This is a genomic window from Microvirga pudoricolor (assembly GCF_016892705.1).
GTDB classification, from domain to species: domain Bacteria; phylum Pseudomonadota; class Alphaproteobacteria; order Rhizobiales; family Beijerinckiaceae; genus Microvirga; species Microvirga pudoricolor.
In genome coordinates this window covers 15,076-41,581 of the sequence record NZ_JAFEMB010000007.1, presented here as the reverse complement: position 1 = coordinate 41,581, position 26,506 = coordinate 15,076, and the positions used below count along the sequence as shown (strand labels likewise).

At 65.4% G+C, this 26,506-nt stretch carries 28 protein-coding genes; 9 read left to right on the top strand and 19 right to left on the bottom strand.

The genetic code is table 11. From position 1 onward, the window contains the following. Positions 1-32 precede the first annotated feature (32 nt). The 6 genes from ILT42_RS19460 to ILT42_RS19435 all read left to right on the top strand — a co-directional run bounded on the left by ILT42_RS19460 (position 33) and on the right by ILT42_RS19435 (position 5,554). A complete protein-coding gene (locus ILT42_RS19460; protein WP_204217554.1) occupies positions 33-1,286 on the top strand; it encodes a URC4/urg3 family protein in 1,254 nt (417 codons plus the stop codon). A 36-nt stretch (positions 1,287-1,322) separates the two neighbouring features. After that, positions 1,323-1,952, top strand: coding sequence for a uracil phosphoribosyltransferase (gene upp, locus ILT42_RS19455; protein WP_204217553.1), 630 nt, complete (start codon positions 1,323-1,325; stop codon positions 1,950-1,952). Beyond that, a complete protein-coding gene (locus ILT42_RS19450) occupies positions 1,952-2,863 on the top strand; it encodes a 2-dehydro-3-deoxygalactonokinase (RefSeq protein WP_204217552.1) in 912 nt (303 codons plus the stop codon). The genes upp and ILT42_RS19450 overlap by 1 nt, the downstream gene beginning before the upstream one ends. A gap of 29 nt (positions 2,864-2,892) precedes the next feature. After that, positions 2,893-4,275: a leucyl aminopeptidase family protein gene (locus ILT42_RS19445; protein WP_204217551.1), complete on the top strand. Its 1,383-nt coding sequence runs from the start codon at positions 2,893-2,895 to the stop codon at positions 4,273-4,275. A gap of 71 nt (positions 4,276-4,346) precedes the next feature. Further along, positions 4,347-4,694: a MarR family transcriptional regulator gene (locus ILT42_RS19440; RefSeq protein ID WP_204217550.1), complete on the top strand. Its 348-nt coding sequence runs from the start codon at positions 4,347-4,349 to the stop codon at positions 4,692-4,694. Next, a complete protein-coding gene (locus tag ILT42_RS19435) occupies positions 4,691-5,554 on the top strand; it encodes a C40 family peptidase (protein ID WP_204217549.1) in 864 nt (287 codons plus the stop codon). Before ILT42_RS19440 ends, ILT42_RS19435 begins: the two co-directional genes overlap by 4 nt. Here the strand turns inward: ILT42_RS19435 and ILT42_RS19430 are convergent. The 10 genes from ILT42_RS19430 to ILT42_RS19385 form a co-directional block, all read right to left on the bottom strand. Beyond that, on the bottom strand, positions 5,551-6,492 hold the full coding sequence (locus tag ILT42_RS19430; protein ID WP_204217548.1) for a 2-hydroxyacid dehydrogenase: 942 nt from the start codon (positions 6,490-6,492) through the stop codon (positions 5,551-5,553). The two genes, ILT42_RS19435 and ILT42_RS19430, sit on opposite strands and share 4 nt — an antisense overlap. After that, positions 6,489-7,811, bottom strand: coding sequence for a thymidine phosphorylase (gene deoA / locus ILT42_RS19425; protein ID WP_204217547.1), 1,323 nt, complete (start codon positions 7,809-7,811; stop codon positions 6,489-6,491). The genes ILT42_RS19430 and deoA overlap by 4 nt, the downstream gene beginning before the upstream one ends. Position 7,812: 1 nt before the next feature. Further along, complete coding sequence (gene deoC / locus ILT42_RS19420; protein ID WP_204217546.1) at positions 7,813-8,586, bottom strand: deoxyribose-phosphate aldolase; 774 nt, start codon at positions 8,584-8,586, stop codon at positions 7,813-7,815. Next, positions 8,579-9,394, bottom strand: coding sequence for a purine-nucleoside phosphorylase (locus ILT42_RS19415; RefSeq protein WP_204217545.1), 816 nt, complete (start codon positions 9,392-9,394; stop codon positions 8,579-8,581). The genes deoC and ILT42_RS19415 overlap by 8 nt, the downstream gene beginning before the upstream one ends. Before the next feature lie 15 nt (positions 9,395-9,409). After that, the gene (cdd, locus tag ILT42_RS19410) at positions 9,410-9,811 is read right to left on the bottom strand and encodes a cytidine deaminase (RefSeq protein ID WP_204217544.1); all 402 of its coding nucleotides are present in this window, start codon (positions 9,809-9,811) and stop codon (positions 9,410-9,412) included. A gap of 1 nt (position 9,812) precedes the next feature. Beyond that, positions 9,813-10,718 carry an ABC transporter permease gene (locus tag ILT42_RS19405; RefSeq protein ID WP_204217543.1) on the bottom strand — a complete coding sequence of 302 codons (906 nt, stop codon included), beginning with the start codon at positions 10,716-10,718 and terminating at the stop codon, positions 9,813-9,815. A 3-nt stretch (positions 10,719-10,721) separates the two neighbouring features. After that, complete coding sequence (locus tag ILT42_RS19400) at positions 10,722-11,825, bottom strand: ABC transporter permease (RefSeq protein WP_204217542.1); 1,104 nt, start codon at positions 11,823-11,825, stop codon at positions 10,722-10,724. Then, a complete protein-coding gene (locus ILT42_RS19395; protein ID WP_204217541.1) occupies positions 11,822-12,256 on the bottom strand; it encodes a VOC family protein in 435 nt (144 codons plus the stop codon). The genes ILT42_RS19400 and ILT42_RS19395 overlap by 4 nt, the downstream gene beginning before the upstream one ends. Then, positions 12,256-13,779, bottom strand: a complete 1,524-nt coding sequence (locus ILT42_RS19390; protein ID WP_204217540.1) for an ABC transporter ATP-binding protein — start codon at positions 13,777-13,779, stop codon at positions 12,256-12,258. Before ILT42_RS19390 ends, ILT42_RS19395 begins: the two co-directional genes overlap by 1 nt. Before the next feature lie 110 nt (positions 13,780-13,889). Then, on the bottom strand, positions 13,890-14,891 hold the full coding sequence (locus ILT42_RS19385; protein WP_204217539.1) for a BMP family lipoprotein: 1,002 nt from the start codon (positions 14,889-14,891) through the stop codon (positions 13,890-13,892). A gap of 174 nt (positions 14,892-15,065) precedes the next feature. On the opposite strand from ILT42_RS19385, the gene ILT42_RS19380 reads away from it, so the two are divergent. Together ILT42_RS19380 and ILT42_RS19375 are read left to right on the top strand one after the other, a co-directional pair. Further along, on the top strand, positions 15,066-15,914 hold the full coding sequence (locus ILT42_RS19380; protein WP_204217538.1) for a HesA/MoeB/ThiF family protein: 849 nt from the start codon (positions 15,066-15,068) through the stop codon (positions 15,912-15,914). Then, complete coding sequence (locus ILT42_RS19375; protein ID WP_204217537.1) at positions 15,911-16,204, top strand: GIY-YIG nuclease family protein; 294 nt, start codon at positions 15,911-15,913, stop codon at positions 16,202-16,204. Before ILT42_RS19380 ends, ILT42_RS19375 begins: the two co-directional genes overlap by 4 nt. Before the next feature lie 220 nt (positions 16,205-16,424). On the opposite strand, the gene pheT is transcribed toward ILT42_RS19375, so the two are convergent. The 6 genes from pheT to ILT42_RS19345 all read right to left on the bottom strand — a co-directional run bounded on the left by pheT (position 16,425) and on the right by ILT42_RS19345 (position 22,933). Beyond that, positions 16,425-18,842, bottom strand: coding sequence for a phenylalanine--tRNA ligase subunit beta (pheT, locus tag ILT42_RS19370; RefSeq protein WP_204217536.1), 2,418 nt, complete (start codon positions 18,840-18,842; stop codon positions 16,425-16,427). Between the two features lie 116 nt (positions 18,843-18,958). Then, positions 18,959-20,041 carry a phenylalanine--tRNA ligase subunit alpha gene (gene pheS / locus ILT42_RS19365; protein WP_204217535.1) on the bottom strand — a complete coding sequence of 361 codons (1,083 nt, stop codon included), beginning with the start codon at positions 20,039-20,041 and terminating at the stop codon, positions 18,959-18,961. A gap of 169 nt (positions 20,042-20,210) precedes the next feature. Then, on the bottom strand, positions 20,211-20,582 hold the full coding sequence (rplT, locus tag ILT42_RS19360) for a 50S ribosomal protein L20 (protein ID WP_204217534.1): 372 nt from the start codon (positions 20,580-20,582) through the stop codon (positions 20,211-20,213). Positions 20,583-20,625: 43 nt separating this feature from the next. Next, positions 20,626-20,826, bottom strand: coding sequence for a 50S ribosomal protein L35 (gene rpmI / locus ILT42_RS19355; protein WP_091138934.1), 201 nt, complete (start codon positions 20,824-20,826; stop codon positions 20,626-20,628). A 206-nt stretch (positions 20,827-21,032) separates the two neighbouring features. Continuing rightward, positions 21,033-21,554, bottom strand: a complete 522-nt coding sequence (gene infC, locus ILT42_RS19350; RefSeq protein WP_229428787.1) for a translation initiation factor IF-3 — start codon at positions 21,552-21,554, stop codon at positions 21,033-21,035. A 137-nt stretch (positions 21,555-21,691) separates the two neighbouring features. Further along, the gene (locus ILT42_RS19345; RefSeq protein WP_204217532.1) at positions 21,692-22,933 is read right to left on the bottom strand and encodes a glycosyltransferase family 4 protein; all 1,242 of its coding nucleotides are present in this window, start codon (positions 22,931-22,933) and stop codon (positions 21,692-21,694) included. 72 nt (positions 22,934-23,005) lie between these two features. Here ILT42_RS19345 and ILT42_RS19340 point away from each other — a divergent pair, with 72 nt between their 5' ends. Next, positions 23,006-23,767 carry an alpha/beta hydrolase gene (locus ILT42_RS19340; protein WP_204217531.1) on the top strand — a complete coding sequence of 254 codons (762 nt, stop codon included), beginning with the start codon at positions 23,006-23,008 and terminating at the stop codon, positions 23,765-23,767. A 4-nt stretch (positions 23,768-23,771) separates the two neighbouring features. Here the strand turns inward: ILT42_RS19340 and ILT42_RS19335 are convergent, their stop codons facing one another. The 3 genes from ILT42_RS19335 to argH all read right to left on the bottom strand — a co-directional run bounded on the left by ILT42_RS19335 (position 23,772) and on the right by argH (position 26,224). Further along, positions 23,772-24,023 carry a BQ00720 family protein gene (locus tag ILT42_RS19335; RefSeq protein WP_204217530.1) on the bottom strand — a complete coding sequence of 84 codons (252 nt, stop codon included), beginning with the start codon at positions 24,021-24,023 and terminating at the stop codon, positions 23,772-23,774. A gap of 22 nt (positions 24,024-24,045) precedes the next feature. Further along, the gene (locus tag ILT42_RS19330; RefSeq protein WP_204217529.1) at positions 24,046-24,480 is read right to left on the bottom strand and encodes an Hsp20 family protein; all 435 of its coding nucleotides are present in this window, start codon (positions 24,478-24,480) and stop codon (positions 24,046-24,048) included. Between the two features lie 379 nt (positions 24,481-24,859). After that, entirely contained in the window at positions 24,860-26,224 is a 1,365-nt protein-coding gene (gene argH / locus ILT42_RS19325) for an argininosuccinate lyase (protein ID WP_204217704.1), read from the bottom strand. Between the last annotated feature and the right edge of the window lie 282 nt (positions 26,225-26,506).

Sequence of the window (26,506 nt, the reverse complement as noted above, 5' to 3'; positions counted from 1 at the left end):
AGGTCTCTCGTCCGAGAGCGCTGGAGCCTTATGTGACGGATCAGACTATTCCATCCTCGGAGACCGAGGCCGCCAAACGCCTCCTGACCGCCGCCGCCGTGCGCGAGCGCTCGCACCAATTGCTGGAGGCCGGGCTCGCCGGGCTTCTGGATCATTTCACGGTCGATCTCGGCAAACTCGATTCTTGCGCCGACGAGGTGGTCAAGACGATCCGCGAAGCCTATCCGTCCCTCGACATTCCCTTCCATGCCCGTTGGCGCCATTTCACGGCAGGCGGGCACCCCCGCTGGGAGGCCCTTATGGAAGGCGGCCCGTGGGAGAGCCACGCGGCGCTGGCCCGCGCGGCCTTCGATCTCGCCATCGTGTCGGTGCTACTCGACGCGGGCGCCGGTCCGCAATGGCGCTACGAGGAAGGCCGCACAGGCGAGACCTTCGCGCGCTCCGAAGGCCTCGCGGTCGCGAGTTTCGACATGTTCATCGGAGGCGCCTTCTCGAGCCGTCCTGAGGATCCGTTCCGGGTCGATGCGGATGTGCTGATGGGGCTGACCGTCGAGGACTTGGCGACAGGCTTTCAAGTCGGGCCGGACAACCCGTTGGTGGGCCTCGAGGGCCGCGTCTCGCTGCTCAACAGGCTCGGCCGGGTCGTGGCCACGAACCCGGACATTTTCGGCCAGCACGACGATCCGCGTCCCGGCGGCCTGTTCGACGTGATCGCGGCAACGGCCCAGAACGAAACGATTAAGGCCACAGCCATCCTGGAGGCGTTGCTCACCTATCTGGGCCCGATCTGGCCCGGGCGGATCAAGCTCGGCGGCATCGATCTCGGCGACACATGGCGCCACCCGCTGGTGGAGGCGCCTGACGAAACCAGAGGCCTCATCCCCTTCCACAAACTGTCCCAGTGGCTGTCCTACTCGCTCATCGAGCCATTGGAGTGGGCGGGCTACACGGTGGAGGAGGTCGACGGGCTGACGGGCCTGCCTGAATACCGCAATGGCGGCCTTTTCCTCGATTCGGAGGTGATCGCCCTGAAAAATCCATCGGACGCGAAGTTTCCCCACACGGTCGATTCCCGCCTCGTCGTCGAATGGCGCGCACTAACGGTGGCGCTTCTCGACCGGATTGCGGACCCGATCCGATCCAAGCTAGGGTTCCGGTCAGAGGATTTTCCCCTAGCGAAGGCGCTCGAAGGAGGCACCTGGGCGACAGGGCGCAGGCTGGCCAAGGAAAAGCGAGGCGACGGCTCCCCGCCCCTCACGGTCGTCAGCGACGGAACAGTGTTTTAAATGAAACAGCATACGGCAATCACAAGGGCAAAAGGCATGCAGGGCGTCACCGTGGTCGATCACCCCCTCGTTCAGCACAAGCTGACGCTGATGCGGGACAAGGAGCGTTCGACGAAGGGCTTCCGCCAGCTCCTCAACGAGATCGGCATGCTGCTCTGCTACGAGGTCACCCGCGACCTCCCCATCGAGCGGATCGAGATCGAGACGCCTCTCACCAAAATGGAAGGCGCTCAAATCGCCGGCAAGAAGCTCGTCTTCGCGCCCATCTTGCGGGCCGGCGTCGGCTTCCTCGATGGCATGCTGACGCTCGTGCCCGCAGCTCGCGTAGCGCATATCGGCCTCTACCGGGATCCGGATTCACTGCAGGCGGTGGAGTATTACTTCAAGGCACCGTCCGATCTCGCCGACCGCATGGTTCTGGTGCTCGATCCGATGCTGGCCACCGCGAACTCGGCGGTTGCGGCCATCGACCGCCTGAAGGAGCGCGGCGCCAAGGATCTGCGGTTCGTGTGCCTTCTCGCGGCGCCCGAGGGAATCGAGAAGCTGCGCGGCTCGCATCCCGACGTCGACATCTGGACCGCCTCCATCGACGAGCGCCTGAACGACCACGGCTATATCGAGCCGGGCTTGGGAGACGCAGGCGACCGGATGTACGGCACCCGCTGATGCGCTTCATCGTCGCCGATTGGGGCACGTCGCGCTTTCGCGGATACCTGCTCGATAATGAGACCATCCTCGACGAGGTCTCGTCCGAAGAGGGCGTGTCGAACCTTCAGGCCGGACAGCATCGCGATGTGTTCCTGAAGCGCTGCGGCACCTGGCTCGCGGCGAACCCGGATGCACCGATCCTGCTCGTCGGGATGGTGGGAAGCCGCGAGGGCTGGGCCATGGCGCCTTATGCCACCTGCCCGGCAGGATCCGCCGAGATCGCCGAGGCCCTGATGCCGGTGGAGATCGGGAACGGGCGTCGGGCCTATATTGTGCCGGGGCTCACCTGCGCGCCGGCGCCGGGCGCCGCCGACGTGATGCGGGGGGAGGAAACGCTCGTTCTCGGCTCCGGCGTCGAGGACGGCCTCGTCTGCCTGCCGGGAACGCATCCCAAATGGATCGAGATGCGCGGTGGCCGAATCGAGCGCTTCGCCACGTACATGACGGGCGAGATGTACGCGCTCCTGCGGGAGCACTCGATGATCGGCCGCCCGGCCACCGAGCCCGAGGACTCGAGAGGCTTCGCGATGGGTCTCGAGGCGGCCGAGCGCAACAACGGCAGCGACGACGCCCATCATGTTGGGCTGCTGCACCTGCTGTTTGGGGCGAGGGCTGCCGTCGTGTCGGGCCAAATGGCGAGCAATCTGCTCGCACCCTATCTCTCAGGCCTTTTGACCGGTGACGAAATCAATGGCGCCCTGTCCCAGTTCAACCGCCCGGCGCGGGTGACCATCGTGGCGAATTCTCCACGAGCCGACCTTTACGTAACAGCCCTCGAAAGGCATGGAATCGCCACGACGATCAAGGTGCCGCAAGGTGCCCTCATCGCGGGCCTCTTCAAAATCGGTCGCAGCCGCTCCGCCGCATAGGCAGCCATTCTCCATCATCGAGTTACGCCATGCCCCATCCGCTTCTCGCCGCCTCAACCGATTCCGCGCTTCCGATCTGGCTCGTCACGGCGTCGACATGGCCGGAGGTTCAGGCCATGCTCCCGCCGCTTGCGGCAGGCTTTGCCAAGGCACAGGGGTTCGAGGCGAAAGCGGGCTCGCACTGCCTTCTGCCTGGCTCCGACGGCGCGCTGCACGGCGTCCTGTTCGGCCTCGACGCGCCGGACGCCAAGCGGCCCGATCCGTTTCTGGTCGGCAAGCTCGCGACCCTGTTGCCGGAGGGCACCTATCGGTTCGAGACGCCGGCTCCCGATGCGAAGCTTGCCACGCTGGCATGGCTGTTCAGCGCCTATTCGTTCAACCGCTACCGCAAGCGCCCGGACAAGAAAGCGCGCCTCGTCGTGCCGAACGGTGTCGATGCTGAGGACGTGACACGCATCGCCGAATCTTTGGCGCGCAGCCGCGATCTCATCAACACGCCCACCAACGATCTCGGGCCGGACGGCATTGAGGACGCCGCCCGTATCCTGGCCGAGCGTCATGGGGCGCGGTTCACCAGCATTGTCGGCGACGACCTGCTGGCGCAGAACTTTCCCATGATCCACGCGGTCGGCCGCGCCTCCACGACCCCGCCGCGTCTCATCGACTTCACGTGGGGCGATGAGAACGCGCCGAAGATCACGCTCGTGGGCAAGGGCGTGGCGTTCGATACGGGCGGGCTCGACATCAAGCCGCCGGCTTCCATGCTGCTCATGAAAAAGGATATGGGCGGCGCAGCCACCACTCTCGCGCTTGCCAGCATGATCATGGGCGCCGGTCTCCCCGTACGGCTGCGGGTGCTGGTCCCGGCGGTGGAGAACGCCATCGCGGGGAATGCCTTCCGGCCCGGCGATATCCTGCCGAGCCGCAAGGGCATCACGGTCGAAATCGGCAACACGGATGCGGAAGGCCGCCTGATCCTGGCGGATGCGCTGGCCCTGGCAGACGAGGAAAAGCCGGACCTCATCGTCGATTTCGCGACCCTGACGGGCGCCGCCCGCGTGGCTCTTGGTCCCGAATTGCCGCCCTTCTATACCGACGACGACGATCTTGCCGCCGACATCGCCCGCACAGGCATGGTGGTGAACGATCCCGTGTGGCGCCTGCCGCTCTGGGCACCCTATCAGGCGCAGCTCGATTCGAAGATCGCCGACGTCAACCATGTGGGCGGCCCCATGGCGGGCTCGATCACGGCGGCTCTTTTCCTGCGTCGCTTCGTGTCGGAGGCCGGGGCGCATGTCCATTTCGACATCTATAACTGGAACGCCGCCGCCAGGCCCGGTCGCCCCGAGGGCGGCGACATCCAGGCGGCGCGGCTCATGTATGCGCTGATCCGAGATCGTTACGGTTCCTAAAGCATAGCGGCAGGCATCGATTGCACGGCCAGGGCGGGCGCGAATAATACCGCCCTGGAAGTGGAGCCGATATGCCCGTCGAGTTACGCGCCTTCCAATCCCTCACATTATGGCACCACGTGAACCTCGATCTGGTTCACGACGGTGCCGATCTGTCGGTGCGTCAGATTGCGATCCTGCTCACGATCTATCTCGAGACTCCGCCTCATACGGTGCGGGGCCTCGCCAGGAAGCTGCAGGTCACGAAGCCGGTCATCACGCGAGCGCTCGACAGCATGGGCAAGCTCGACCTCGTCGCCCGTCACCGCGATGAGACGGACCGCCGCAACGTGGTCATCCAGCGGACGCCCGCTGGCGCATTGGCCGTGGAGCGGTTAGGGGATATCATCACGGCGCGCGCCAAGGAGCTTGCCCTATGACTTTCGACCGGCGGATCACGCCATCCCGCCCCGACCTCGCCGATGAGCGCCTTCGGGGCCAAGTGGAGGCCGAGCGCTTCACCACCGGAACGGCCAAGCGCGTCTTAAGCTCCTTTGCTCCGGTCCATCGCCATCCCTCCCGCGAGGCCCCGCTCGACACGCAAGCGATCCGGGGTGAACCCGTGGTGGTCTACGACGAGCATGAGGGCTGGGCCTGGGTTCAGCTCCAGACGGACGGTTACATGGGCTACGTGCCGTCGATGGCCTTGGGCGATCCGGGGCCCGCTCCGACCCACCGGGTTCGCACAACCCGCTCCTTCATCTATCCGGGCCCGAACATCAAGCTTCCCCACGTCGATCACCTGACGATGAACTCGCTTGTGGCCGTGGCGCGGGTTGATGGCCATTTCGCGGAACTGGCCGATGGTGGCTTTATCTTCGCGGCACATCTCGCAGAGCGCGAAGCGGTGGAGACGGACTATGTGAGCGTCGCGGAACGCTTCCTGCATGTGCCCTATCTCTGGGGCGGGAAGACGAGCCTCGGCATCGACTGCTCCGGCCTTGCGCAGACCGCGTTGGCGGCCGCGGGCATTGGGGCCCCTCGTGACAGCGACATGCAGGAGCAGCAACTCGGCGAGCCCCTCGACCTTCGGTCGGATCTCGGCGGCCTCCGGCGCGGCGATCTCGTGTTCTGGAAGGGCCATGTGGGCCTGATGATGGACGAAACCCATCTCCTGCACGCGACAGGCTACACCATGACGGTGATGATCGAGCCCCTGAGCGTCGCCGACGAGCGCATTCGCCGGACGGATTCAAAACCGATCACGTCGGTCCGGCGGCTGGCCCCTTCGGGATCCTAGTAGCCTCTCGCCTTGTCGACCACGTTCTGGAAGCCTTGCCCTGCCTCGTAGCGCCGGATCTGGTCCACAATGTAGCGGGCCGTCGCGTCCGGGTCGCTCGTGGCGGCGTTGTGCGGGCTGACCATCACGCAGGGATGAGACCAGAGCGGGGATTCCGACGGCAGCGGCTCCGTCTCGAACACGTCCAGGCTCGCGGCCTTCAGGGTACCGTCGTCGAGGCATTCCAGGATATCCGACTCGACCTGAAGCTTGCCGCGACCGGGGTTGATCAGAACCGGGCCGCCGAGCCTGCCGTCGCGAGCGAGCTTACCGAAAAGCTCCCGGTTCAAGATCCCTCTCGTCTCAGGTGTGAGCGGCATCAAGGTCACAAGAATATCCGTGCGGGCTAAGAACGCGTCGAGTCCTTCCGTGCCGGAGAACATTGCGAAGCCCTCGATCTCCTTGGGCGTGCGGCTCCATCCCGCCACATCGAATCCCATGACCTTGAGCTTGCGGGCGGCATCCTCGCCCAGGACGCCAAAGCCCATGATACCGACGCGCACGTCCCGGGCCGTTGGCGGCGAGGCGTCATCCTCCCACACTTTCCGGCGCTGCTGCGCGTCATAGCGGGGCTGCTCGCGAAGGTGCATGAGGCAATGCATCACCACGTATTCGCTCATGCGATGGGTCAAGTCGTCCTGGGCGACGCGCACGATCGGAACGTCCGGAAGGTCGGGATAGGACAGGAGGTGGTCGACACCCGCACCCAACGAAAAGATCGCGTCGAGCATCGGCAGGCCCGACAGGCTCCCGGGTTTCGGACCCCAGGTGGCGGCATAGCGGACGGTACGCCGGTCGAAGGGCTCGCCCAGCACTGCTATCTTGCGGTCGGGCAACAGTTTTTGAAACCGCTCGACCCAGAGTTTCGGCTCCCACGTCAGTGCGACCAGCAGAGTCATGTTGCGGCTCCAATTCTCTCAAGCACGATGAGCCCGCCTTCCGCAGGCCCGTCATCGATCGCGTATGCTTCGAGCAGCGCCTTCGCGGCCGCTTCCGCCTGAGCCTCCGTTTGGGCGTGCACGATCCCGATCGGCCGCTCCGCATCGACGCGCACGCCGATCCCGGCGAGGTCCGTAAGGCCCACCGCGTGATCGACCGGATCCTGGGGCCGTGTCCGGCCTCCACCGAGAGCTACGACGGTCACGCCCACATCGCGGGTCGCGATGCGCTGCACGATGCCGCTCTGCTCCGCATAGACCGGACGCACGATGGGCGCAGCCTTCAGATGCTGAGCCGGACGCTCCAGAAGATCGGACGGCCCGCCGAGTTCAACCACCATCCGGGCAAAAATCTCCGCTGCCTTACCGGACGCGATGGCATCCTCGATCTTCGCGCGCGCCTCCTCGATATTGGCCGCCAACCGGCCCAGCACCAGCATCTCGGCGCTCAACTCCACCGTGACCTCGTGGAACCGGCCCTCCCGGCGGCGGCCGGTCAGATAATCGGCGATGTAGGCGACCTCGACGGCATTGCCGGCAGCGGACGCGAGCGGTTCGTTCATGTCGGTGAGCAATGCGCTCGTCGGCAACCCGGCTCCATTCGCCACGAGCACTAGGCTTTCCGCTAGGGCCTTCGCGTCGTCGGCGTTGTCCATGAACGCGCCCGTGCCGAACTTCACGTCCATCACGAGGCCTTGAAGTCCGGCCGCGAGCTTCTTCGACAGGATCGAGGCCGTGATGAGATCGATGGACTCCACCGTCGCCGTCACGTCACGAATGGAATAGAGGCGCTTGTCGGCAGGCGCGAGATCGGCCGTCTGGCCGATGATGGCGCAGCCTATCTCTTTGGTCACACGCCGGAACGTGTCGATATCCGGCTGAGAGACATAACCCGGAATGGAATCGAGCTTATCGAGGGTGCCGCCCGTATGGCCGAGGCCGCGTCCCGAGATCATGGGCACAAAGCCACCGCAGGCCGCGACGGCTGGAGCCAGCGCGAGACTGATCGTATCTCCCACGCCGCCGGTGGAATGCTTATCGAGAACGGGGCCTGGCAGGTCCCATTTCAGAACCTCGCCCGAATGCGTCATGGCGCGGGTCAGGGCCACGCGCTCCGGAACCGAAAGCCCCTGAAAGAACACCGCCATGGCGAAGGAAGCGGCCTGCCCTTCCGAGACGCGCCCGGCCGTCAGGCCTTCGATGAAGTCCTGGATGTGCTCGGGCGAGAGCACGCCGCCATCGCGCTTGATGCGAATGGTTTCCTGCGGAAGAAACGCCATGTCAGTAGGTTCCGGTCGTCTGTGCGGTAGTCTTGCCGTCCAAGGTCGCCAGCAATGCGTCGAAAACGCTGCTCGCCCCGATGCGGAAGGTTCGAGGCGTCGCCCAACCGGGCCCCATGATGCGGTCGGCGAGGCCCATATAGAACGCCGCATCCGCCGTGGTGCGAATGCCCCCGGAAGGCTTCAAACCAATCGGGCGGTCGGATGCCTTGATGACGTTGAGCATGATTTCGGCCGCCTCGGGCGTGGCGGATACGGGCGTCTTGCCCGTGGACGTTTTGATGAAATCCGCACCGGCCTCAACGGCGATGCGGCTTGCGGTATCGATCAGAGCCGGATCGGCAATCATGCCCGTCTCGAGAATGACTTTCAGCAGCCGGCCCCCGTCCACGACATCGCGAACCGCCTCCACCATCTCCCGGGCCGTGTCGAGATCGCCGCGCCGGATTGCCTCGTAGGGCAAGACGAGATCGATCTCGTCGGCGCCGTCGCTCAGGGCCTCGCGGGTGTCGTCGGTCACACGAGCGATATCCTCGCCACCGGCCGGAAAGTTGACCACCGTGGCGATCCGCACGGACGAGCCTTTCAAAGCTTCCCGCGCATGACTGACAAATTGCGGCCACACGCACACGGCCGCCACGGGTCCGCGCGGATCCACGGCCTTGGCGCAGAGCGCGTCGATGGCGGCGTTGGTGCAATTATCCGTGAGATCCGTCAGGTCGAGGCAGCGCAGCGCCCGTTGGGCCACGGCTTTGTCGGCATTCACATCAGTCATGGGGAAGCTCCGCCACAAAGGCCCGGATGAGGCGCTTAAACTTGTCGGACGCCTCAGCGGCCGTATCCTTGGTTTCCTGGTGCGAGGGCGACGCGCCCTCGATCCCGGCAGCCAGATTGGTGACGACGGAGATCGACGCGACGTCGAGCCCGTAGTAACGGGCGAGAATGACTTCCGGCACCGTGGACATGCCCACGAGATCGCCGCCGAGGATCTGGACCATGCGGATTTCGGCCGGCGTTTCGAAGCTCGGGCCGGACAGCCAGGCATAGACGCCTTCCGGCACTTGGATCCCTGTTTTGGCGGCGGCCGCTTGCAGGGTGGCGCGCAGGCCGGAATCGTAGGCGCCCGTCAGGGATACGAAACGGCCTTCCGTGTGATCACGTAGCAGTGGATTGCCGCCCGACAGGTTAAGATGATCGCTCAGCGCCACGAGGCTGCCCGGACGGATTTCGGCCCGCACGGAGCCTGCCGCGTTGGTGAGAACAAGCCGCCGGAGACCCAACGCCTTCACGAGGCCGACGGGCACCCGCATGGCCCCGGCATCCCCCGTTTCGTAGTAATGCGAGCGGCCTTGGAACAGGAGGATAGGCTTACCCTCCAGCGTTCCGGCCACCAGGCGGGCCGCATGACCCGACACGCCGCTCTTCGGAAAATTCGGAATGTCCGTATAGGGAATGCTGACGACGTCCGTCAGCTCGTCCGCCAGCGTGCCCAATCCCGTGCCGAGCACGAAAGCCGCCGCGAACGGGGCATCGAAGCCACGGGCGCGAACGAACTCGGCCGCTTCCTGAATATTTTGTTCCATCCCTCAACTCTTAGGTTATGCGCTCAAATTGTCCGGCCCGAAGGAGAAGGGCAACAGGTCCTCCAGCGTGAAGCTTTTGCGGATGCCCTCCGGCCCCGCCACATGGATTGGCGTCTCCGGGGCCGCGAATTCGCGAATGCGCTGGCGGCATCCGCCGCAGGGCGTGACGAGGTGTTCGCCCTCCCCCATCACCACGATGACCTCGATGCGATTCTCGCCCCCGGCCAGCATGGCGGAGATCGCTCCCGCCTCGGCACAGGTGCCGACCGGATAAGCTGCGTTCTCCACATTGCAGCCAGTAAAAACCCCACCGTTCGGCGTCAGGATCGCGGCTCCGACCTTGAAGCGGGAATATGGCGCATAGGCCTTGGCCTGGATCGCCTTGGCGGCCTCGAACAGGGAATCGAGCGAGGGCATCTCAGCGCTCCTTGACATAAGGTACACCGGACGCGCGGGGCGGGATGGCGGTGCCGATCACACCCGCGAGCAGGATGATGGTCATGAGATAGGGCAGCGCCTGTATCGCCTGCACCGGCACCTCGCCGATGCCGGGCAGCGCGATGCCCTGAAGGCGGATCGCCACCGCGTCGAGCAGGCCGAACAGGAAACAGGCGCCGAGCGCGGGCCAGGCCCGCCATTTGGCGAAGATGAGAGCCGCCAGTGCGATGAAGCCTTTGCCGGCCGTCATGTTGTTGAGGAAGCCCGCCGATTGGCCGACCGACAAATACGTTCCGGCCAAGCCGCACAACACGCCGCAGATGACGACAGCCGAATAGCGCAGGCCCGTGACGGAAATGCCCGCCGTGTCCACCGCCGCCGGGTTCTCGCCCACGGCGCGCAGGCGCAGGCCGAAACGGGTGCGCGCGAGGACGAACCACGTTACCGGCACGGCCAGCAACGCGAAATAGACGGGGGCCGAATGGCCGAACAGCGCATCCTGAAAGCGCTCGGCGCCTTCCAGCGGCGGCGTGCGCCCGCCCTGCCCGTACCAGGCATTGCCCACGATGGCGGTCAGGCCCGCCGCCAGCAGGTTGATGGCGACGCCCGATACGATCTGGTTACCGCGCTGGCTGATGGACGCGAAGCCGTGGATGAGCGAGAACGCCACGGCGGCGCCGATGCCGGCCATAAGCCCGATCCAGGCCGACCCGAACGCGTGCGCGGCAGCCGCTGCCGCGAAGGCCGCCACCAGCATCTTGCCCTCAAGGCCGATATCGACCACCCCGGAGCGCTCGGACCACAAGCCCGCCAGACAGGCGGCGAGCAGCGGGATCGAGAGCCGGAGGGCCGAGTCGAGGACGGCGTAGATGGTGCTGAACTCCATCGGTCAGGCCCTCGCTGCTTTCGTGGAATGGAGCACACGCACCACGAGGCGGCGGAACAGCCCGTCCAGCGCCCCCGCGAACAGGATGATGATGCCGCTGATCACCACCACCATGTCGCGGGTGATGGCGGGCTGCTCGAAGGCCAGTTCGGCACCGCCCTGATAGAGGATCCCGAAGAGCAGCGACGCCAGGATGATGCCCACCGGGTGCGCCCGGCCCATGAGCGCCACCGCGATGCCGACGAACCCGTAGCCCGCCGTAAACTCGAGCAGCAGCCGGTGCTGGTAGCCCATCAATTCATTGACCGCGAGACCGCCCGCGAGAGCACCGGACAGCAGCATGGCGATGATCGTGATGCGAGCGGGCGAGATGCCCGCATAAACGGCGGCAGTCGGGTTCGAGCCGACCACGCGGATCGCATAGCCGAGGCGCGAGCGATAGATCAGCAGCCAGACGCCGAAGGCCGCCGCCAGCGCCAGGATCAGCGAGAGGTTGAGCTGCGAGGACGGGATCTCGATCCCGAAGGCCGCGAAGACCTCATGCATGAACGGGATATGGGACTGGGCCGGGAACTCCCTTGTCTCCGGGTTCATGGACTGCGCCTCGCGCAGCACATTCACCAGCAGATAGACGATGAGCACGCTGGCAAGCCAGTTGAACATGATCGTCGTGATGACGATATGGCTGCCGCGCTTGGCCTGGAGATAGCCCGGGATCGCGGCCCAGGCGGCCCCGAAGGCAGCGGCCCCCAGGATGCCGAGGGGGATCAGCAGAAAGCCCGGCAGGAAACTCAAGTTCAGCACCGTGAGGGCTGCGCCAAGCCCGCCGAGGGTCGCCTGCCCCTCGCCGCCGATGTTGAACAGGCCCGCATGATACGCCACCGCAACGGCGAGGCCCGTGAAGATGAAATCCGTCGTGTAGAACAGCGTGAAGCCCAGACCCTCGCCGCTGCCCAGGCTTCCTTGGATGAGATACCGCGTGGCCGAAACCGGGTCCTCGCCGATGGCAAGCACCACGAGGCCCGCCACCAGAAAGGCGCAGACGACGGACACGGCGGGCACGAGAACCGTATCGGCCCATTTGGGGAGATCGAGGGGAGCGCTCACAGGGCGGAATCCGGCAGGAACATGTGACCCTGCTCATCGAGGGGGAAGGAAGGGTTCCAGGCCACCTCCCAGAGATGGCCGTCGGGATCGGCGAAATAGCCCGAATAACCGCCCCAGAACACGTCGTGCAGCGGTTTGACGGCGCGGGCGCCTGCCCGGATGGCAAGAGCGTAGACCTCGTCGGCCTCTTCTTTCGAGCGGGCGTTATAGGCGATGGAAACGGCCGAGAAACCTGTCGGCGTGTCCTCCACGCCCGCGTCCGCCGCCAGATCGGCGCGGCCGAAGAGCGCAAGAGCGAGGCCGTTGGCCTGGAAGAAAGTGACGCCTTCTTGGCTCGCCGAGGACGCCTTCCAGCCCCAGGCTTCGTAGAAGGCGCGGGCCTTGGCGACGTCGGCGACGCCCAGGGTGAGCAGGGTGATCCGGGGCTGCATCAGGCGGCCCTGTCCGTGACGCCGGCCATGAGCAGGCCGAGATCCTGCTCGTCGGTCTCGTCCGCCTTGCGCTCGCCCGTGATCTGACCGCCGCACATGGTGAGGATGCGGTCCGACAGGTTCATGATCTCGTCGAGCTCCACGGACACCAGGAGGATGCCTACGCCTGCGTCTCGCAGGGCGATCAGGCGGCGATGGATGAACTCGATGGCGCCGATGTCGACGCCCCGGGTCGGCTGGCCGACAAGCAAGACCCTCGGATTGCGCTCGATCTCCCGGGCCAGCACGATCTTCTGCTGGTTGCCGCCGGAGAATTTCGAGGATTTCAGGCGCGGGTTCGGCGGGCGGACGTCGTAATGCGCCATCTTGGCCTTCAGGTCTTCGATCATGGCATCGTGATCGAGGAGTGGACCGTGTCCAAGCTTGGGATCGTCGCTGAAGCCCAGCACCGCGCTCTCGAAAGCCTGAAAGGCCGGCACGAGACCCATCCGCAGCCGGTCCTCCGGCACATGCAGCAATCCCAGCTGGCGCATGCGATGGGGGTTGTGCTCATCGAAGCCGATCTCGCGCCCTTCGAAACGCATGGTTCCGAGCACCGGACGGCGCATGCCGGCGAGCGCCTCCAGGAGTTCGCTCTGGCCGTTGCCCGCAACGCCCGCAATGCCGACGATCTCGCCCGCGTGAACCGTGAGAGCCACGTTCGAGACACGCAGGACGCCGCGGGAATCGATAACGGAAAAATTCTCCACCTGCAGCAGTGGCGCGCCGGGGGCGCGCTCCGCCTTCTCGACACGCAGGAGTACACGCCGGCCCACCATCAGCTCGGCGAGCTGCGGCGGTGAGGTCTCGGCGGTTTCCACGGTCGCCACCATCTCGCCCCGCCGCATGACCGAGACCCGGTCCGTGATGGCCATGATCTCGCGCAGCTTGTGGGTGATCAGGATCACCGTCTTACCCTGTTCCTTCAGGGCCTTCAGGAGGGTGAACAAGGCATCGGCCTCGGGCGGCGTCAGGACAGCCGTCGGCTCGTCCAGGATCAGGATATCCGCGCCACGGTAGAGCGCCTTCAGGATCTCGACGCGCTGCTGCAGCCCGACGGACAATTCGCCCACCGTCGCATCCACATCGATGTCGAGGCCATAATCCCGCGACAGACGCCCCAGTTCGGCCCGCACCTTCGCTTCTCCGGCGCGCAGAAACGTTCCGCCTTCGGCGCCGAGCATCACGTTCTCGACGACGGTCAGGGGCTCCACCAGCATGAAATGCTGGTGAACCATGCCGATCCCGGCCGTGATGGCGTCGTTGGAGGAATGAATCGCTACCGGCCGGCCGTTGACACGGATCTCGCCGGAATCGGCGGTGTAGAACCCGTACAGGATCGACATCAGGGTCGATTTTCCGGCGCCGTTCTCGCCCACGATGCCGTGGATCGTCCCACGTGCCACCGAGAGGTTCACGTTCCTGTTGGCGTGAACGTCGCCGAAGCTCTTGTTGATGTCGATCAGTTCGATGGCAGGTGACATGTGTCTCTAGCGTCTCCGAACGGGGATCAGGTCCTCTTGAACAGGCAAAGTCGTAAAACGAAACCGGACGCCGCTCACGTGAGCGGCGTCCGGCAGGGTAGAGCCTTAACTTACATCGGGCACTTGGAGTCCGACATGTAGTCGTGCACCTTGATGGACCCCGACTTGATGCCGTCGGCGGCCTTGTCGGCAGCTGCCTTCATGTCGGCCGTGATGAGCGCCTTGTTGTTGTCGTCGAGCGCCCACGCCACGCCGTCCTCGTTGAGGCCAAGCGCGCTGACGCCGGCCTTGAAGGTGCCCTTCTTGGCCTGGTCGAAGGCGTTATAGGTCGCCACGTCCACACGCTTGACCATGGAGGTCAGCATCTTGCCCGGATGAAGGGCATTCTGGTTGGAGTCGACGCCGATGCCGAGCTTGCCCGCATCCGCCGTGGCCCGAAGGACGCCAACACCCGTGCCGCCCGCCGCGTGGTAGACCACATCCGCGCCGCGGTCGATCTGGCTCTTGGCGAGTTCGCCGCCCTTCACCGGGTCGTTCCAGGCCGCGCCGGTGGTCCCGGTCATGTTCTGGAACACCTCGGCGTCCTTCTTGGCGTATTTGACGCCCTGGACGTAGCCGCAGGCGAACTTGCGGATCAGCGGGATGTCCATGCCGCCCACGAAACCGACCTTGCCGGACTTCGAGGCCTGGGCCGCCAGGAGGCCGACCAGGAAGGACCCCTCATGCTCCTTGAACACGGTGGATTGGACGTTCGGCTTCTCGACCACCGCGTCGATGATCGCGAACTTGGTCTTGGGGAATTCGTCGGCCACCTTCTTGAGGGCCGTTTCCTGGCTGAAGCCCACGGCCACGATGGGCGAGTAGCCGTCGCGGGCGAAGCGGCGCAAGGCCTGTTCGCGCTGAGCGTCGTTCTGGGGCTCGAAGTCGCGGTAATCGGTGCCGGTGTCCTTCTTGTACTTCTCGGCGCCCGCATGGACGCCCTCGTTGAAGGACTTGTCGAACTTTCCACCGAGGTCATAGACGATGGCCGGCTTGAACGCGTCCTGAGCCAGGGCCGTGGTGGCGGAGAGAGCGAGACCTGCGAGCGCGAGGCCGAATTTACGAGCTTTCATCGGCAATGTTCCCTGTTATCGAGGTTCTTTGGGTATCCAACTCGGATTTGTTATCCGATTGCTGGTTGACGATGGCATGGGAAGGGCCATGTCGCCAAGCATCCTGTCAAGGTGATACCCTATTTCCTCAGGAAGATGGTTGATAGGGCCCGTCCCGCCGAGAAAAGTCGCACCATGCCGCCGTCCCCGCCCCCGCCCCTGTCGTCCGAAGAGGTCGATCGTTACGCGCGTCACCTCGTGTTGCGCGATGTCGGCGGCCCCGGCCAGATGAAGCTGAAGGCCGCTCGCGTCCTCGTGATCGGGGCCGGAGGCCTCGGGTCGCCCCTGATCCAATATCTCGCGGCAGCCGGGATTGGTGCCGTGGGGGTCGTGGACAACGATACGGTCTCGCTGTCCAACCTCCAGCGCCAGGTCATTCACGGGACACCGGACGTGGGGCGGCTCAAGGCCGAAAGCGCCAGGGCCGCCGTGGGGCGGATCAATCCGGCGGTCTCGGTCGAGGCTCATACCTTGCGGATCACGCCGGACAACGCAGGGGCGCTGGTCGAGGGCTACGACATCGTGGCCGACGGGTCGGACAATTTCGAGACCCGGTACGCCGTCTCGGACGCCTGTTTCCACACCGGAAAGCCCCTCGTCACGGCGGCGCTCGGCCAGTTCGACGGCTCCCTCACCACGATCCGGGCCCATGAGATGGGCCCCGACGGCACACCGAACCCCACCTATCGCTGCCTCTTCCCCGACCCGCCGCCGCCGGGTGCGGTCCCGACCTGCGCGGAGGCCGGGGTGCTGGGTGCGCTTGCGGGTGTCATGGGCAGCCTCATGGCCATGGAGGTCATCCGCGAGGTCGTGGGCTTCGGCGAGGGGCTGGTGGGACGGCTGCTGATGGTCGATGCGAGGGGGATGCGGTTCGATACGGTGCGGTACGGATGGGACCGCGGGAATCCGTTGAGTGGGCGGGATCAGGTGTCATCCCGGACGGAGCGCAGCGGAGATCCGGGATCGCTAGGGAGGTTCGCATGATCGAGGCCTACTATGTCTACATGCTCGCGACCCGGAAAGACGGCCCGATCTATATCGGCATCACCAATGATCTTCACAGGCGGGTCTTCGAGCATAAAACCCATGCGGTGAAAGGGTTTACGGCGAAGTACAATGTAGACCGGCTTGTCTATTTCGAGACTTTCGAGACGCCGGACAGTGCCATCGCACGTGAGAAGCAGCTCAAGAAGTGGCACCGTGCTTGGAAAGTTGCGTTGATCGAGCGCGACAATCCGCACTGGCGGGATCTGGCAGAGGAGTTCGTACCGTAGCCTAGAGCATTTTTCGGTGAAGTGGATCCGGTTCACCACCAAAAATGCCGCACGGCAAAGAGAAGTGCCGACTCCATGCCAATGGAAACGGCTCTAGCCTGTCATCCCGAACGCGGCAAAGCCGCGATACGGGATCGTTGTCAGAAAAGGGCGCCCTATCCGGATGACGGTCCCGGGTCTCGCTAAGCTCGCCCGGGATGACGCTTCGGGTTTCGCGCGTTTACCCCCGCAGCACCGCGCCGGTCTTCTTCAAGACCTCACCGACGATCTTCGCGGAAACCGCCTCGATCTCCGTATCCGTGAGGGTCTTCTCCGTCGGCTGGAGGGTCACGGCGATGGCCACGGACTTCTTATCCGGGTCGATGCCCGTCCCCTCGTAGACGTCGAAGACCTCGATGCCGGCGATGAGCGCGCGCTCGGCGGCTTGCGCCGCTTTGACGATGTCGCCCGCCGCCACGGCCCGGCCCACCACGAAGGCGAAGTCGCGGGAGATCGGCTGGAAGTCCGACAGGGTGAGTTTGGGCTTCATCTTGGTGGGCTTCGCCTTCGCGGGCGGGAGCGCATCCAATGTCAATTCGAAGGCCACGAGCGGCCCCTTGAGGTCCAGGGCCTTGAGAATCTTCGGATGGATCTCACCGAAAGAGCCGATCACGTTCTTTGGACCGAACTGGAGCGTGCCGGAGCGGCCGGGATGGAGCCAGGAGGGCCCGCCGGCGACGACCTGGAGCCCCCCCACGGGCACACCCAGCGCCGACAGCAGCGCTAACGCGTCGGCCTTGGCGTCGAACACATCGACCGCGACGGCGCCGCCGTCCCAGTGACGGCCCACGCCTTCGGCCCGCGCTGTGCCCCGCCGGACCGCTGCCGCCTTGATGGACTGGCCCTCGGGTTGGTCGGACGCGAAGGTCTGGCCGACTTCGAACAGGGCCACGTCCCCGAAGCCGCGATCCGCATTGCGCTGCGCTGCCTTGAGCAGGCCCGGCAGCAGGCTCGGGCGCATGTCGGACAGGTCCGCCGCGATGGGGTTGGCGAGCGCCAGCCGGGCATCGCCCCCGCCGAACAGCTCCGCCTCCCCCTTGGCCACGAAGGACCAGGTGACGGCCTCCACGAGGCCGCGCGTCGCGAGCGTGCGCTTGGCCAGGCGCGTGCGACGCTGGATCGGGGTCAGGATCGGCTTGGCCACCGTGGCCTCGATGCGCGGCAGGGGCTGCGGCAGGATCCGGTCGACGCCCGCGATGCGGATCACCTCTTCGACCAGATCCGCCTTGCCCTCGATATCCGGGCGCCAGGACGGCGGCGTGACGCTCACGCGGCCACCCGAACCGGACACCCCGAATCCGAGCTTTTCCAGGATCGTCCGGGATTCGTCGGGCTGGACGTCCAGTCCAGACAGGCGCGGCACCTCCGCGAACGGGAAGTCGATGCTGCGGGTCACGGCAGGAACTTCGCCGGCCACAAGGGCCTCGCTCGCCTCGCCGCCGCACAGGTCGATGACCATGCGGGTCGCGAGGTCGAGGCCTGGACCCGTGAAGGCCGGGTCGACGCCGCGCTCGAAGCGGTAACGCGCATCGGTGATGATCCCGAGCTTGCGGCCGGTCTGGGCGATGTTGAGCGGGTCCCAGAGGGCCGCTTCGATGAGCACCTCGGTCGTGTTCTCGTCCACGCCCGAATGTTCGCCGCCCATGATGCCGCCGATCGACTCGACGCCGGTCTCGTCCGCGATCACCACGACGGACGGATCGAGCTTGTAGGTGCGGGTATCGAGGGCCAGGACTTCCTCGCCCTCCTTGGCCCGGCGCACGGTCAGATTGCCCTTCACCTTCTTGGCGTCGAAGACATGGAGCGGCCGCCCCCGGTCGAAGGTGATGTAGTTGGTGATGTCCACCAGGGCGTTGATGGGACGCAACCCGATGGACGTGAGACGGCGCTGGAGCCATTCCGGCGAAGGTCCGTTCCTGACGCCGCGCACGAGGCGCAGCGCGAAGGCCGGGCAGAGCTTGGCGTCGTCAATGTCGAGGGTCACGGAGACCGGGCAGGCGCCCTGCCCCGCCACGGGCTCGACCGCGTCCTTCGTCAGGGTACCGAGGCCCGCCGCCGCGAGGTCGCGGGCGATGCCGTGGATCGAGGTGCAGTCCGGCCGGTTCGGCGTCAGGTTGATCTCGATCACCGGATCGTCGAGGCCCGCATAGGCCGCGTAGGGCTGGCCCACCGGCGCATCCTCGGGCAGGTCGATGATGCCGTCGTGATCGTCGGAGATCCCAAGCTCCGCCGCCGAGCACAGCATGCCCCGGCTCTCGACGCCCCGGATCGTTCCGACCCCGAGCGTGATGTTCTTGCCCGGAATGTAGGTGCCCGGCGGCGAGAATACGCTCTTCATGCCGGTGCGGGCGTTGGGTGCTCCGCACACGACCTGAACCGGCGCGCCTTCGCCCGTATCCACCATGCAGACCCGCAGGCGGTCGGCGTTCGGGTGCTGCTCGGCCGAGATCACATACGCGATGGAATAAGGCGCCAACACCTTCGCCTTGTCCTCAACGCCCTCGACCTCGAGACCGATGCGGGTGAGCGTTTCCACGATCTCGTCGAGGGAGGCCGTGGTGTCGAGGTGGTCTTTCAACCAGGAAAGGGAGAATTTCACGACACTGTTCCTTGAGTGTCATCCCGGACTGGCAGGGCCAGATCCGGGATCGTGTTCAAAATGAAAGCTTCAGGTTTATGCCCCGGCTTTTGGCGATGCCTCGGCCGGGATGACGCTTAAGACGTCAGCCCGCCCACGAGCGATGGAATATCCAGCGGCCGGAAGCCGTAATGGTTCAGCCAGCGCACATCCGCCTCGAAGAACTGGCGCAGGTCCGGCATGCCGTATTTCAGCATGGCGATGCGGTCGATGCCCATGCCCCAGGCAAAGCCCTGGTATTCGTCCGGATCGAGGCCGCAATTGCGCAGGACGTTCGGGTGGACCATGCCGCAGCCCAGGATCTCGAGCCAGTCGTCGCCCTCGCCGAAGCGGATCTCGCCGCCCTTCCGGGAGCACTGGATGTCCACCTCGGCGGACGGCTCCGTGAAGGGGAAAAAGGACGGGCGGAACCGCATTTTCACCTGCTCGACCTCGAAGAAGGCTTTGCAGAATTCCTCCAGCACCCACTTCATGTGGGCGATGTTGGCCTGCTTGTCGATGACGAGCCCCTCCACCTGATGGAACATCGGCGTGTGGGTCTGGTCGGAGTCGTGCCGGTACGTGCGGCCCGGGATAATGACCCGGATCGGCGGCTTTTGCGATGTCATCGTGCGGATCTGCACCGGCGACGTATGGGTGCGCAGCACCTTGCGCTCGCCCTTCTCGTCGGGGGCCAGGAAGAAGGTGTCGTGCATCTCGCGGGCCGGGTGGCCGACGGGGAAGTTCAGCGCCGTGAAGTTGAGATAGTCGGTCTCGATATCCGGCCCCTCGGCCACCGAGAACCCCATATCGGCGAAGATCGCCGTCAGCTCGTCGATGACCTGGGTGATGGGATGGATGCGCCCGCGGGTCTCGGGACCTTCCTGCACCGGCAGGGTGACGTCGATGCGCTCGGCGGCGAGCCGCGCGTCGAGGGCGGCCTCGCCCAGGGTATCCTTCCGGGCCGCGATCGCCGTCTGGACCTTGTCGCGCAGGCCGTTGATGAGGGGGCCGCGTTCCTTGCGCTCCTCGGGCGTCATGGCGCCCAGCGTCTTCAGCAGCTCGGAGACGGAGCCCTTCTTGCCGAGCGCGGACACGCGTACGGTTTCCAGGGCGGCTTCGTCGCCGGCCGCATTCACCTGCCCGAGCAGGGTGTTTTCGAGTTCAGAGAGATCGGTCATCGGTTCCGTACCAGAATGCAGGCGCTTGAGTGAAGCGCGGCGCCGGAACCGTCAAGTCGTCCGAGCCGCGAAATCGGGGGCAGCCCAAGGCTGCCGGCGCGGAGGGGTCTCGGAGAAGGGGAAATGGCGGCGCGGCGGTTGCCCAGCCGCGCCGGATCCTAAGGTGTCCTTAAGCGGCCTGCTGCTGCGGCAGCGAAGCCTTGGCGCGCTCCACGTAAGCGGCGAAGGCCGCCGGCTCGTGGATGGCCATCTCGGACAGAACCTTGCGATCGACCTCGATCCCAGCCTTGCCGAGACCATCGATAAATCGGGAATAGGTCAAGCCGTGCTCGCGGACAGCGGCGTTGAGGCGCTGGATCCAGAGAGCGCGGAAGGTGCGCTTCTTGTTCTTACGGTCGCGATAAGCATATTGCATGCTCTTCTCGACCGCCTGCTTGGCGATGCGGATGGTGTTCTTGCGGCGGCCGTAGAAACCCTTGGCGGCCTTCAGAACCTTCTTGTGCTTGGCGTGGGACGTAACGCCCCGTTTGACGCGGGCCATGGAAAAACTCCTTCAAAATCCGGGATTTGGGAAAAAGACTGCCTTAGCCGTTGGGCAGGAAGTACTTCTTCACGTTGTACGCGTCGCCCTCGAACATGGTCGTGGTGCCGCGCAGGTTGCGGATCTGCTTGTTGGTCCGCTTGATCATCCCGTGGCGCTTGCCGGCTTGGGCGTAAACGACCTTGCCGGTGCCAGTGATCTTGAAGCGCTTCTTCGCGCCCGATTTCGTCTTCAGCTTGGGCATTTGGCTCTCCTATTGGACAAGCCTCGTGGCGGCGGACCGCCCCGTGGCTTCATTCATTGCTGCTGTGAGCAAAAACGAACCGCCACGGCAGCCCTTGATCAGCCGGGCGGTTCGATGAAGGGCGGCTTATGGCAGAAGGCGCCCGAAAAGGCAATGGCCGCCGGAAGATCCGGACGGCCATTGAAAACGTCGATCTCGGGAACGGCTCAGCGCGGCGCCAGGACCATGACGACCTGACGGCCCTCGAAGTTCGGCTCCATCTCGACCTTGGCGATATCGCCCACATCGGCCTTCACCCGGTCGAGCACCTTGAGACCCAGGCCCTGGTGTGCCATCTCGCGGCCGCGGAAGCGCAAGGTGATCTTCACCTTGTTACCTTCCTCGAAGAAGCTCTTCATAGCCTTCATCTTGACGTCATAGTCATGATCGTCGATGCCGGGCCGAAGCTTGATTTCCTTGACCTCGACGGTTTTCTGCTTCTTGCGGGCCTCGGCGGCCTTTTTCTGCTCAAGGAAGCGATATTTTCCGTAATCGAGGATCTTACAGACCGGCGGCGTCGAATTGGGGGCGATCTCCACGAGATCAAGCCCAGCCTCTTCGGCGATTCGAAGTGCGTCCGGAAAGGCCACAACCCCGCGGTTCTGGCCCGTATCGTCGATCAACTGCACTTCGCGGACACCGCGAATATCTCGGTTGGCGCGGGGCCCGTCTTTCTGCGGGACCGGCATAGCTCTCATTGGCCTGCGAATGGTTCAGTTCTCCTGTTGTGCGGACCGGGCGTCTCCGAAGGGCGTCTTAAGCCCTCGGCTGAATCGATGTACCGATGCCGCGAATAATCTCACATTTCGCTCAAATGCACCGGAAGTCAACTCGTTCCGCGCGCAAAACGGCCCTCCAGAAGGGCGGAATAGACATCCAGCGTGCTTCCCACCATGCGCTCAAGGGAAAAGTGGCGCTCCACATGGGCCCTGGCGCGGGCGCTCAAACCCGCTTTGGCCGTGGCGCCCAGGGACAGGGCCTCGCCGATGGACTCGGCCAGGGCATCGGCATCACCGGGCGGGATGCGCCAGCCCGTGCGCTCCTGAGGCGGGACGGTGGGCGGCGACAGCACCGTCTCCGGCACGGCCCCCAGATCCGACACCACCACGGGCGTGCCCATGGCCTGCGCCTCGACCGCCGAGCGCCCGAAGGCCTCCGGCTCCGTGGACGGGACCGTGACGACGGATGCGGCCAGGAACGCCGCCGGCATGTCGGTGCAGTGGCCGACCCGGTGGACCATCCCCTGGAGCTTGCGGGCGCCGATCAGGGCGTCGAGCTCCTTGACGTAGGAGTCGCGACCCTGGGCGTCTCCGGCCAGCACGAAGGCCACATCGCTCAAGCCGCCATCGCGCAGCTTGGCCGCCGCCTCGATCAGCACCTTCTGGCCCTTCCAGCCCGTCAGCCGGGCCGCTAGCAGAACCACCCGCTCATAGGGCGAGACGCCCCAGGCCTTGCGCAGGGCCTCGACCCGCTCGGCCGTGACGGCGCCGGGCGAGAACTGCATGAAGTCCGTGCCCCGGTGGATCACCCGGATCCGGTCGGCGGACTGGGGATAGAGGGACCGGATCAGGTCCGCCGTGTAATGGGAATTGGCGATGATGGCGTCGCCCCGGGCCATCACGGAATTGTAGAGCACCTTCACGGAGGACCGGCCCGAATAGCTGCCGTGATAGGTGGTGACAAAAGGCAGGTTGAGGGCCCGCGCCGCGCCGAGCCCCACCCAGGCCGGAGCCCGCGAGCGGGCATGCACCAGCTCCACCTTCTCCTTGTGGCAGATCCGTGCGAGGCGGCGGACGTTGAGAGCCATCGAGAACGGATTCTTGGTGGCGGCCGGGAATGGCACCCACACGCCACCCTTGGCTTGGAGCTCACCCACGAGACGCCCGCCCTCGGTGGCCACGAGCGCCCGCGCCCCTGCCTCCGTCAAACCTTCGGCCACGTCCACGGCGGTCCGCTCCGCGCCCCCGGCTTCCAGCTCCGGGATGATCTGGAGGATGGTCCGGCCCGCCAGCGGGTGGTAATGCGAGGTCGGGAATGCCGCCCCGCCGGGTCGCGATGCGAAACTCACCGGTGTAAGAGCCCTTTGAACAGAATCACACGGTAAAACCTTGCATTCAAAGCAGTTGAGGATGAGTTAACCATGCCGCAGATCATCTCCGTCGGCCATGGTCCCGACATGCGCCGTATCGCCGTTCTGGCCCGGGCCGGCAAGGGTCCGCCCGTGGTATGGCTCGGCGGCTTCAAATCCGACATGCGCTCCACCAAGGCCGCGATCCTCGACGATTGGGCCGAACGCACGGGCCGGGCCTTCATCCGCTTCGACTATAGCGGCCATGGCGAATCGGAGGGACCTTTCGAGGATGGCACGATCTCCCGGTGGCTGGAGGATGCGCTCGCGGTGCTCGTGAACCATGTACCGGAGCCGCCGGTCCTGGTCGGGTCGTCCATGGGGGGCTGGATCGCGCTCCTGGCGATCCGGGAGCTGCTGAAGTCCAGTCCCGATCGCGCGCCCGTCGGTCTCGTGCTCATCGCGCCCGCGACGGATTTCACCGAGCGCCTGATGTGGGACCGGTTTCCGGACGACATCCGGCAAATGGTGCTGGAGACCGGCGCCTATCGCCGGCCCTCGGCCTATTCGGACGATCCGTACATCATCACCCGAGGGCTGATCGAGGACGGGCGCCGGCACCTCTTGTTCGGATCGCCGATCCGCACGGGCTGCCCGGTTCATATCCTGCAGGGGATGGAAGACCCGGACGTGCCCTGGCAGCACGCCCTCAAGCTCGTGGAGCACCTGCCGGGGGACAGCGTCTCCCTCACGCTGATCAATGACGGCGACCACCGCCTATCCAGGCCCGAAGACCTGGAGAAGCTGATCGCCGCCGTCGAGGGGATCGCCTGACAGGCTAGTGAAGGCTGACCGTCTGGAGGTCGTGGGCCCAGGCATTGGCCACGGCGGCGTCACGGGTATCCGTGAGCAGGATCGGCGAGCCGCTGGCCGACAGGAGCGCGAAGAGCTGAAGGCCGGGCTGGATGTCTGGCGCCTGCGGGTACAGGCGGGCGATATCGTCCGAGCTCATCGCCTTGACGTAGGCCATCCGGCCCTCGCCGAGCGCCGCGAGATCGGCCTTGTCGAAGGTGTGCAGGGTATCGTTCATAAGAACCTCCTCAGGCGGATCGTTACGCGTCGTCGGTTGTCGCAATAGAGATCTTCCGCACGATCCGCTCCGCCTCCGGGCGGGCGAGGTCGATGGACAGAAGGCCATTGGACAGATCGGCGCCCAGTACCTCCATGCCGTCGGCAAGGAGGAATGCGCGCTGAAACTGACGGGCGGCGATGCCGCGATGCAGGAAGTGCCGGGTCTTGTCATCGACTTGGCGTCCACGGATCACCAATTGGTTCTCCTCCAGCGTCACCTCCAGCTGCTCCCGGGTGAATCCGGCAACCGCCAGGGTGATGCGAAGACGCTCTGGGACGTTGTTCGCACGAGCCAGCCGCTCGATGTTGTAGGGCGGATAACCGTCGCTCGTGGCTTTGGCGACGCGGTCGAGTGCCTGCTCGATCTCGTCGAAGCCCAGAAGAAACGGGTGCCCGAAGGGCGACTGACGCGACATGTTCGAAGCCCAAGGTTAGAGGCACTTCGGTTGGGTTTGAGCCCGCTCTTGCGGCACTCAGGCGGCCTTTGAGGGCCGTTGAGAACAATATGGAGGTTGGTGCGGGCCCTATCAAGGCCACGGTCGAGAGGCTGTGAAGACGAGGCACAAACCGCTGAAACAAAAGCGTTTCGCTCGATTGGCCTGACCCTGGGGCCACAGCGGCCGCCCCGAAGCGTCACCCTGAGTGAGCCTCAGGTTGGTCTCGAAGCCTCATCCCGAGGAGGCCGTCAGGCCGTCTCGAAGCCTCATCCTGAGGGGCCGCTAAAGCGGCCCCTCAGGATGAGGTCAGTGGGAGGTTGCAGCCCACCTCAGGATGATGTCGAGAGAGTGGAAGGTATCAAACCCGCTCCCGCCACCAGGCGATCTGCTGCACCACCTGGCTCGGCGCCGTACCGCCGAAGCTGACGCGGGACCGGACCGAGTTCTCGACCCCCAGCACCTCGAGGATCCCCGCATGGATGCGGGGCTCCACGGCCTGCATGGCGTCCAGGGGCAGATCCTCCAGACCGCAACCGCGGGTCTCGGCCTCGGACACGATGCGGCCCGTGATGTGGTGGGCGTCCCGGAACGGGATGTCGAGGCTTCGCACCAGCCAGTCGGCCAGGTCGGTCGCGGTGGAGAAGCCTGCGCCCGCCACCGCCGCCATGCGCGCCGGCACGGGCTCCAGGTCCTGGATCATGCCCGTCATGGCGGCCAGCACGATCTCGATGGTATCGGCGGCGTCGAAGAGCTGTTCCTTGTCCTCCTGCATGTCCTTGGAATAGGTCAGCGGCAGGCCCTTCATCATGGTGAGCAGAGCCATGAGCGAGCCGAAGATGCGGCCCGTCTTGCCGCGCACCAGCTCGGCGGCGTCCGGGTTGCGCTTCTGGGGCATCATGCTGGAGCCCGTGGTCCAGCGGTCCGGCAGGCGCACGAATCCGAACGGGGCCGACATCCAGATGATGATCTCCTCCGCCAGCCGCGACAGGTGAACGGCGCAGATCGATGCGGCGGACACGAACTCGATCAGGCTGTCCCGATCGGATACCGAATCGAGCGAGTTGCGTGTCGGCCCGTCGAAGCCCAGGGCCTTGGCGGTCATATGCCGGTCGACCGGGAAGGATGTGCCCGCGAGCGCCCCGGCGCCGAGGGGCGACTCGTTGAGGCGTCTGCGGGAATCCCGGATGCGGCCCCGGTCGCGGCCGAACATCTCCACATAGGCCAGGAGATGGTGACCGAAGGTCACCGGCTGCGCGCTCTGGAGATGGGTGAAGCCCGGCATCACGGTGGCGGCGTGCGGCTCGGCCTTGTCGAGCAGGGCTTTGATCAGGCGGGTGAGCTGCTCGTCCGTCCGGTCATGGGCGTCCCGCACCCAGAGGCGCACGTCGACGGCGACCTGATCGTTGCGGCTGCGGGCGGTGTGAAGGCGGGCCGCCGGATCGCCCACGATCTCGCGCAGGCGGCTCTCCACGTTCATGTGAATATCTTCCAGGGCCTTGGAGAAGGCGAAGCCGCCGCCCTCGATCTCGGCCATGACACGCTGGAGGCCCTCGTGGATCGCGTCCCTGTCCGAGGAGGCGATGATCCCCTGCTGGGCCAGCATGTTGGAATGGGCGAGCGATCCTTGGATGTCCTGGGAAGCCAGGCGCTTGTCGAAATCGATGGAGGCGTTGATGGCTTCCATCAGGGCGCTGGGCGAGGACGAGAACCGGCCGCCCCACATGGTGTTGGCCTTGGGCTTGTTCGGGTCTTGGGACACGGGATCATCCGGGCTTGACGTGGCGGGCGCAGCAGCCTTTGCCACATCTTCGGTCCCGAGGCCAAGCCCGGCGCAGGGGACATTCGGACGGGGCCACCGTGCGCCCTGCCGTCGCATTGGGCACACTGAGCAACGTTTACCACTTCAAATCCAGTGGGAGGGCTCGACAGAACCCGTCCGATTTGCATTCTTAATGAGCACAAAAGGCGCATGAGGCGCCTCAGGGAACTGTCCCCAGGGGAACTG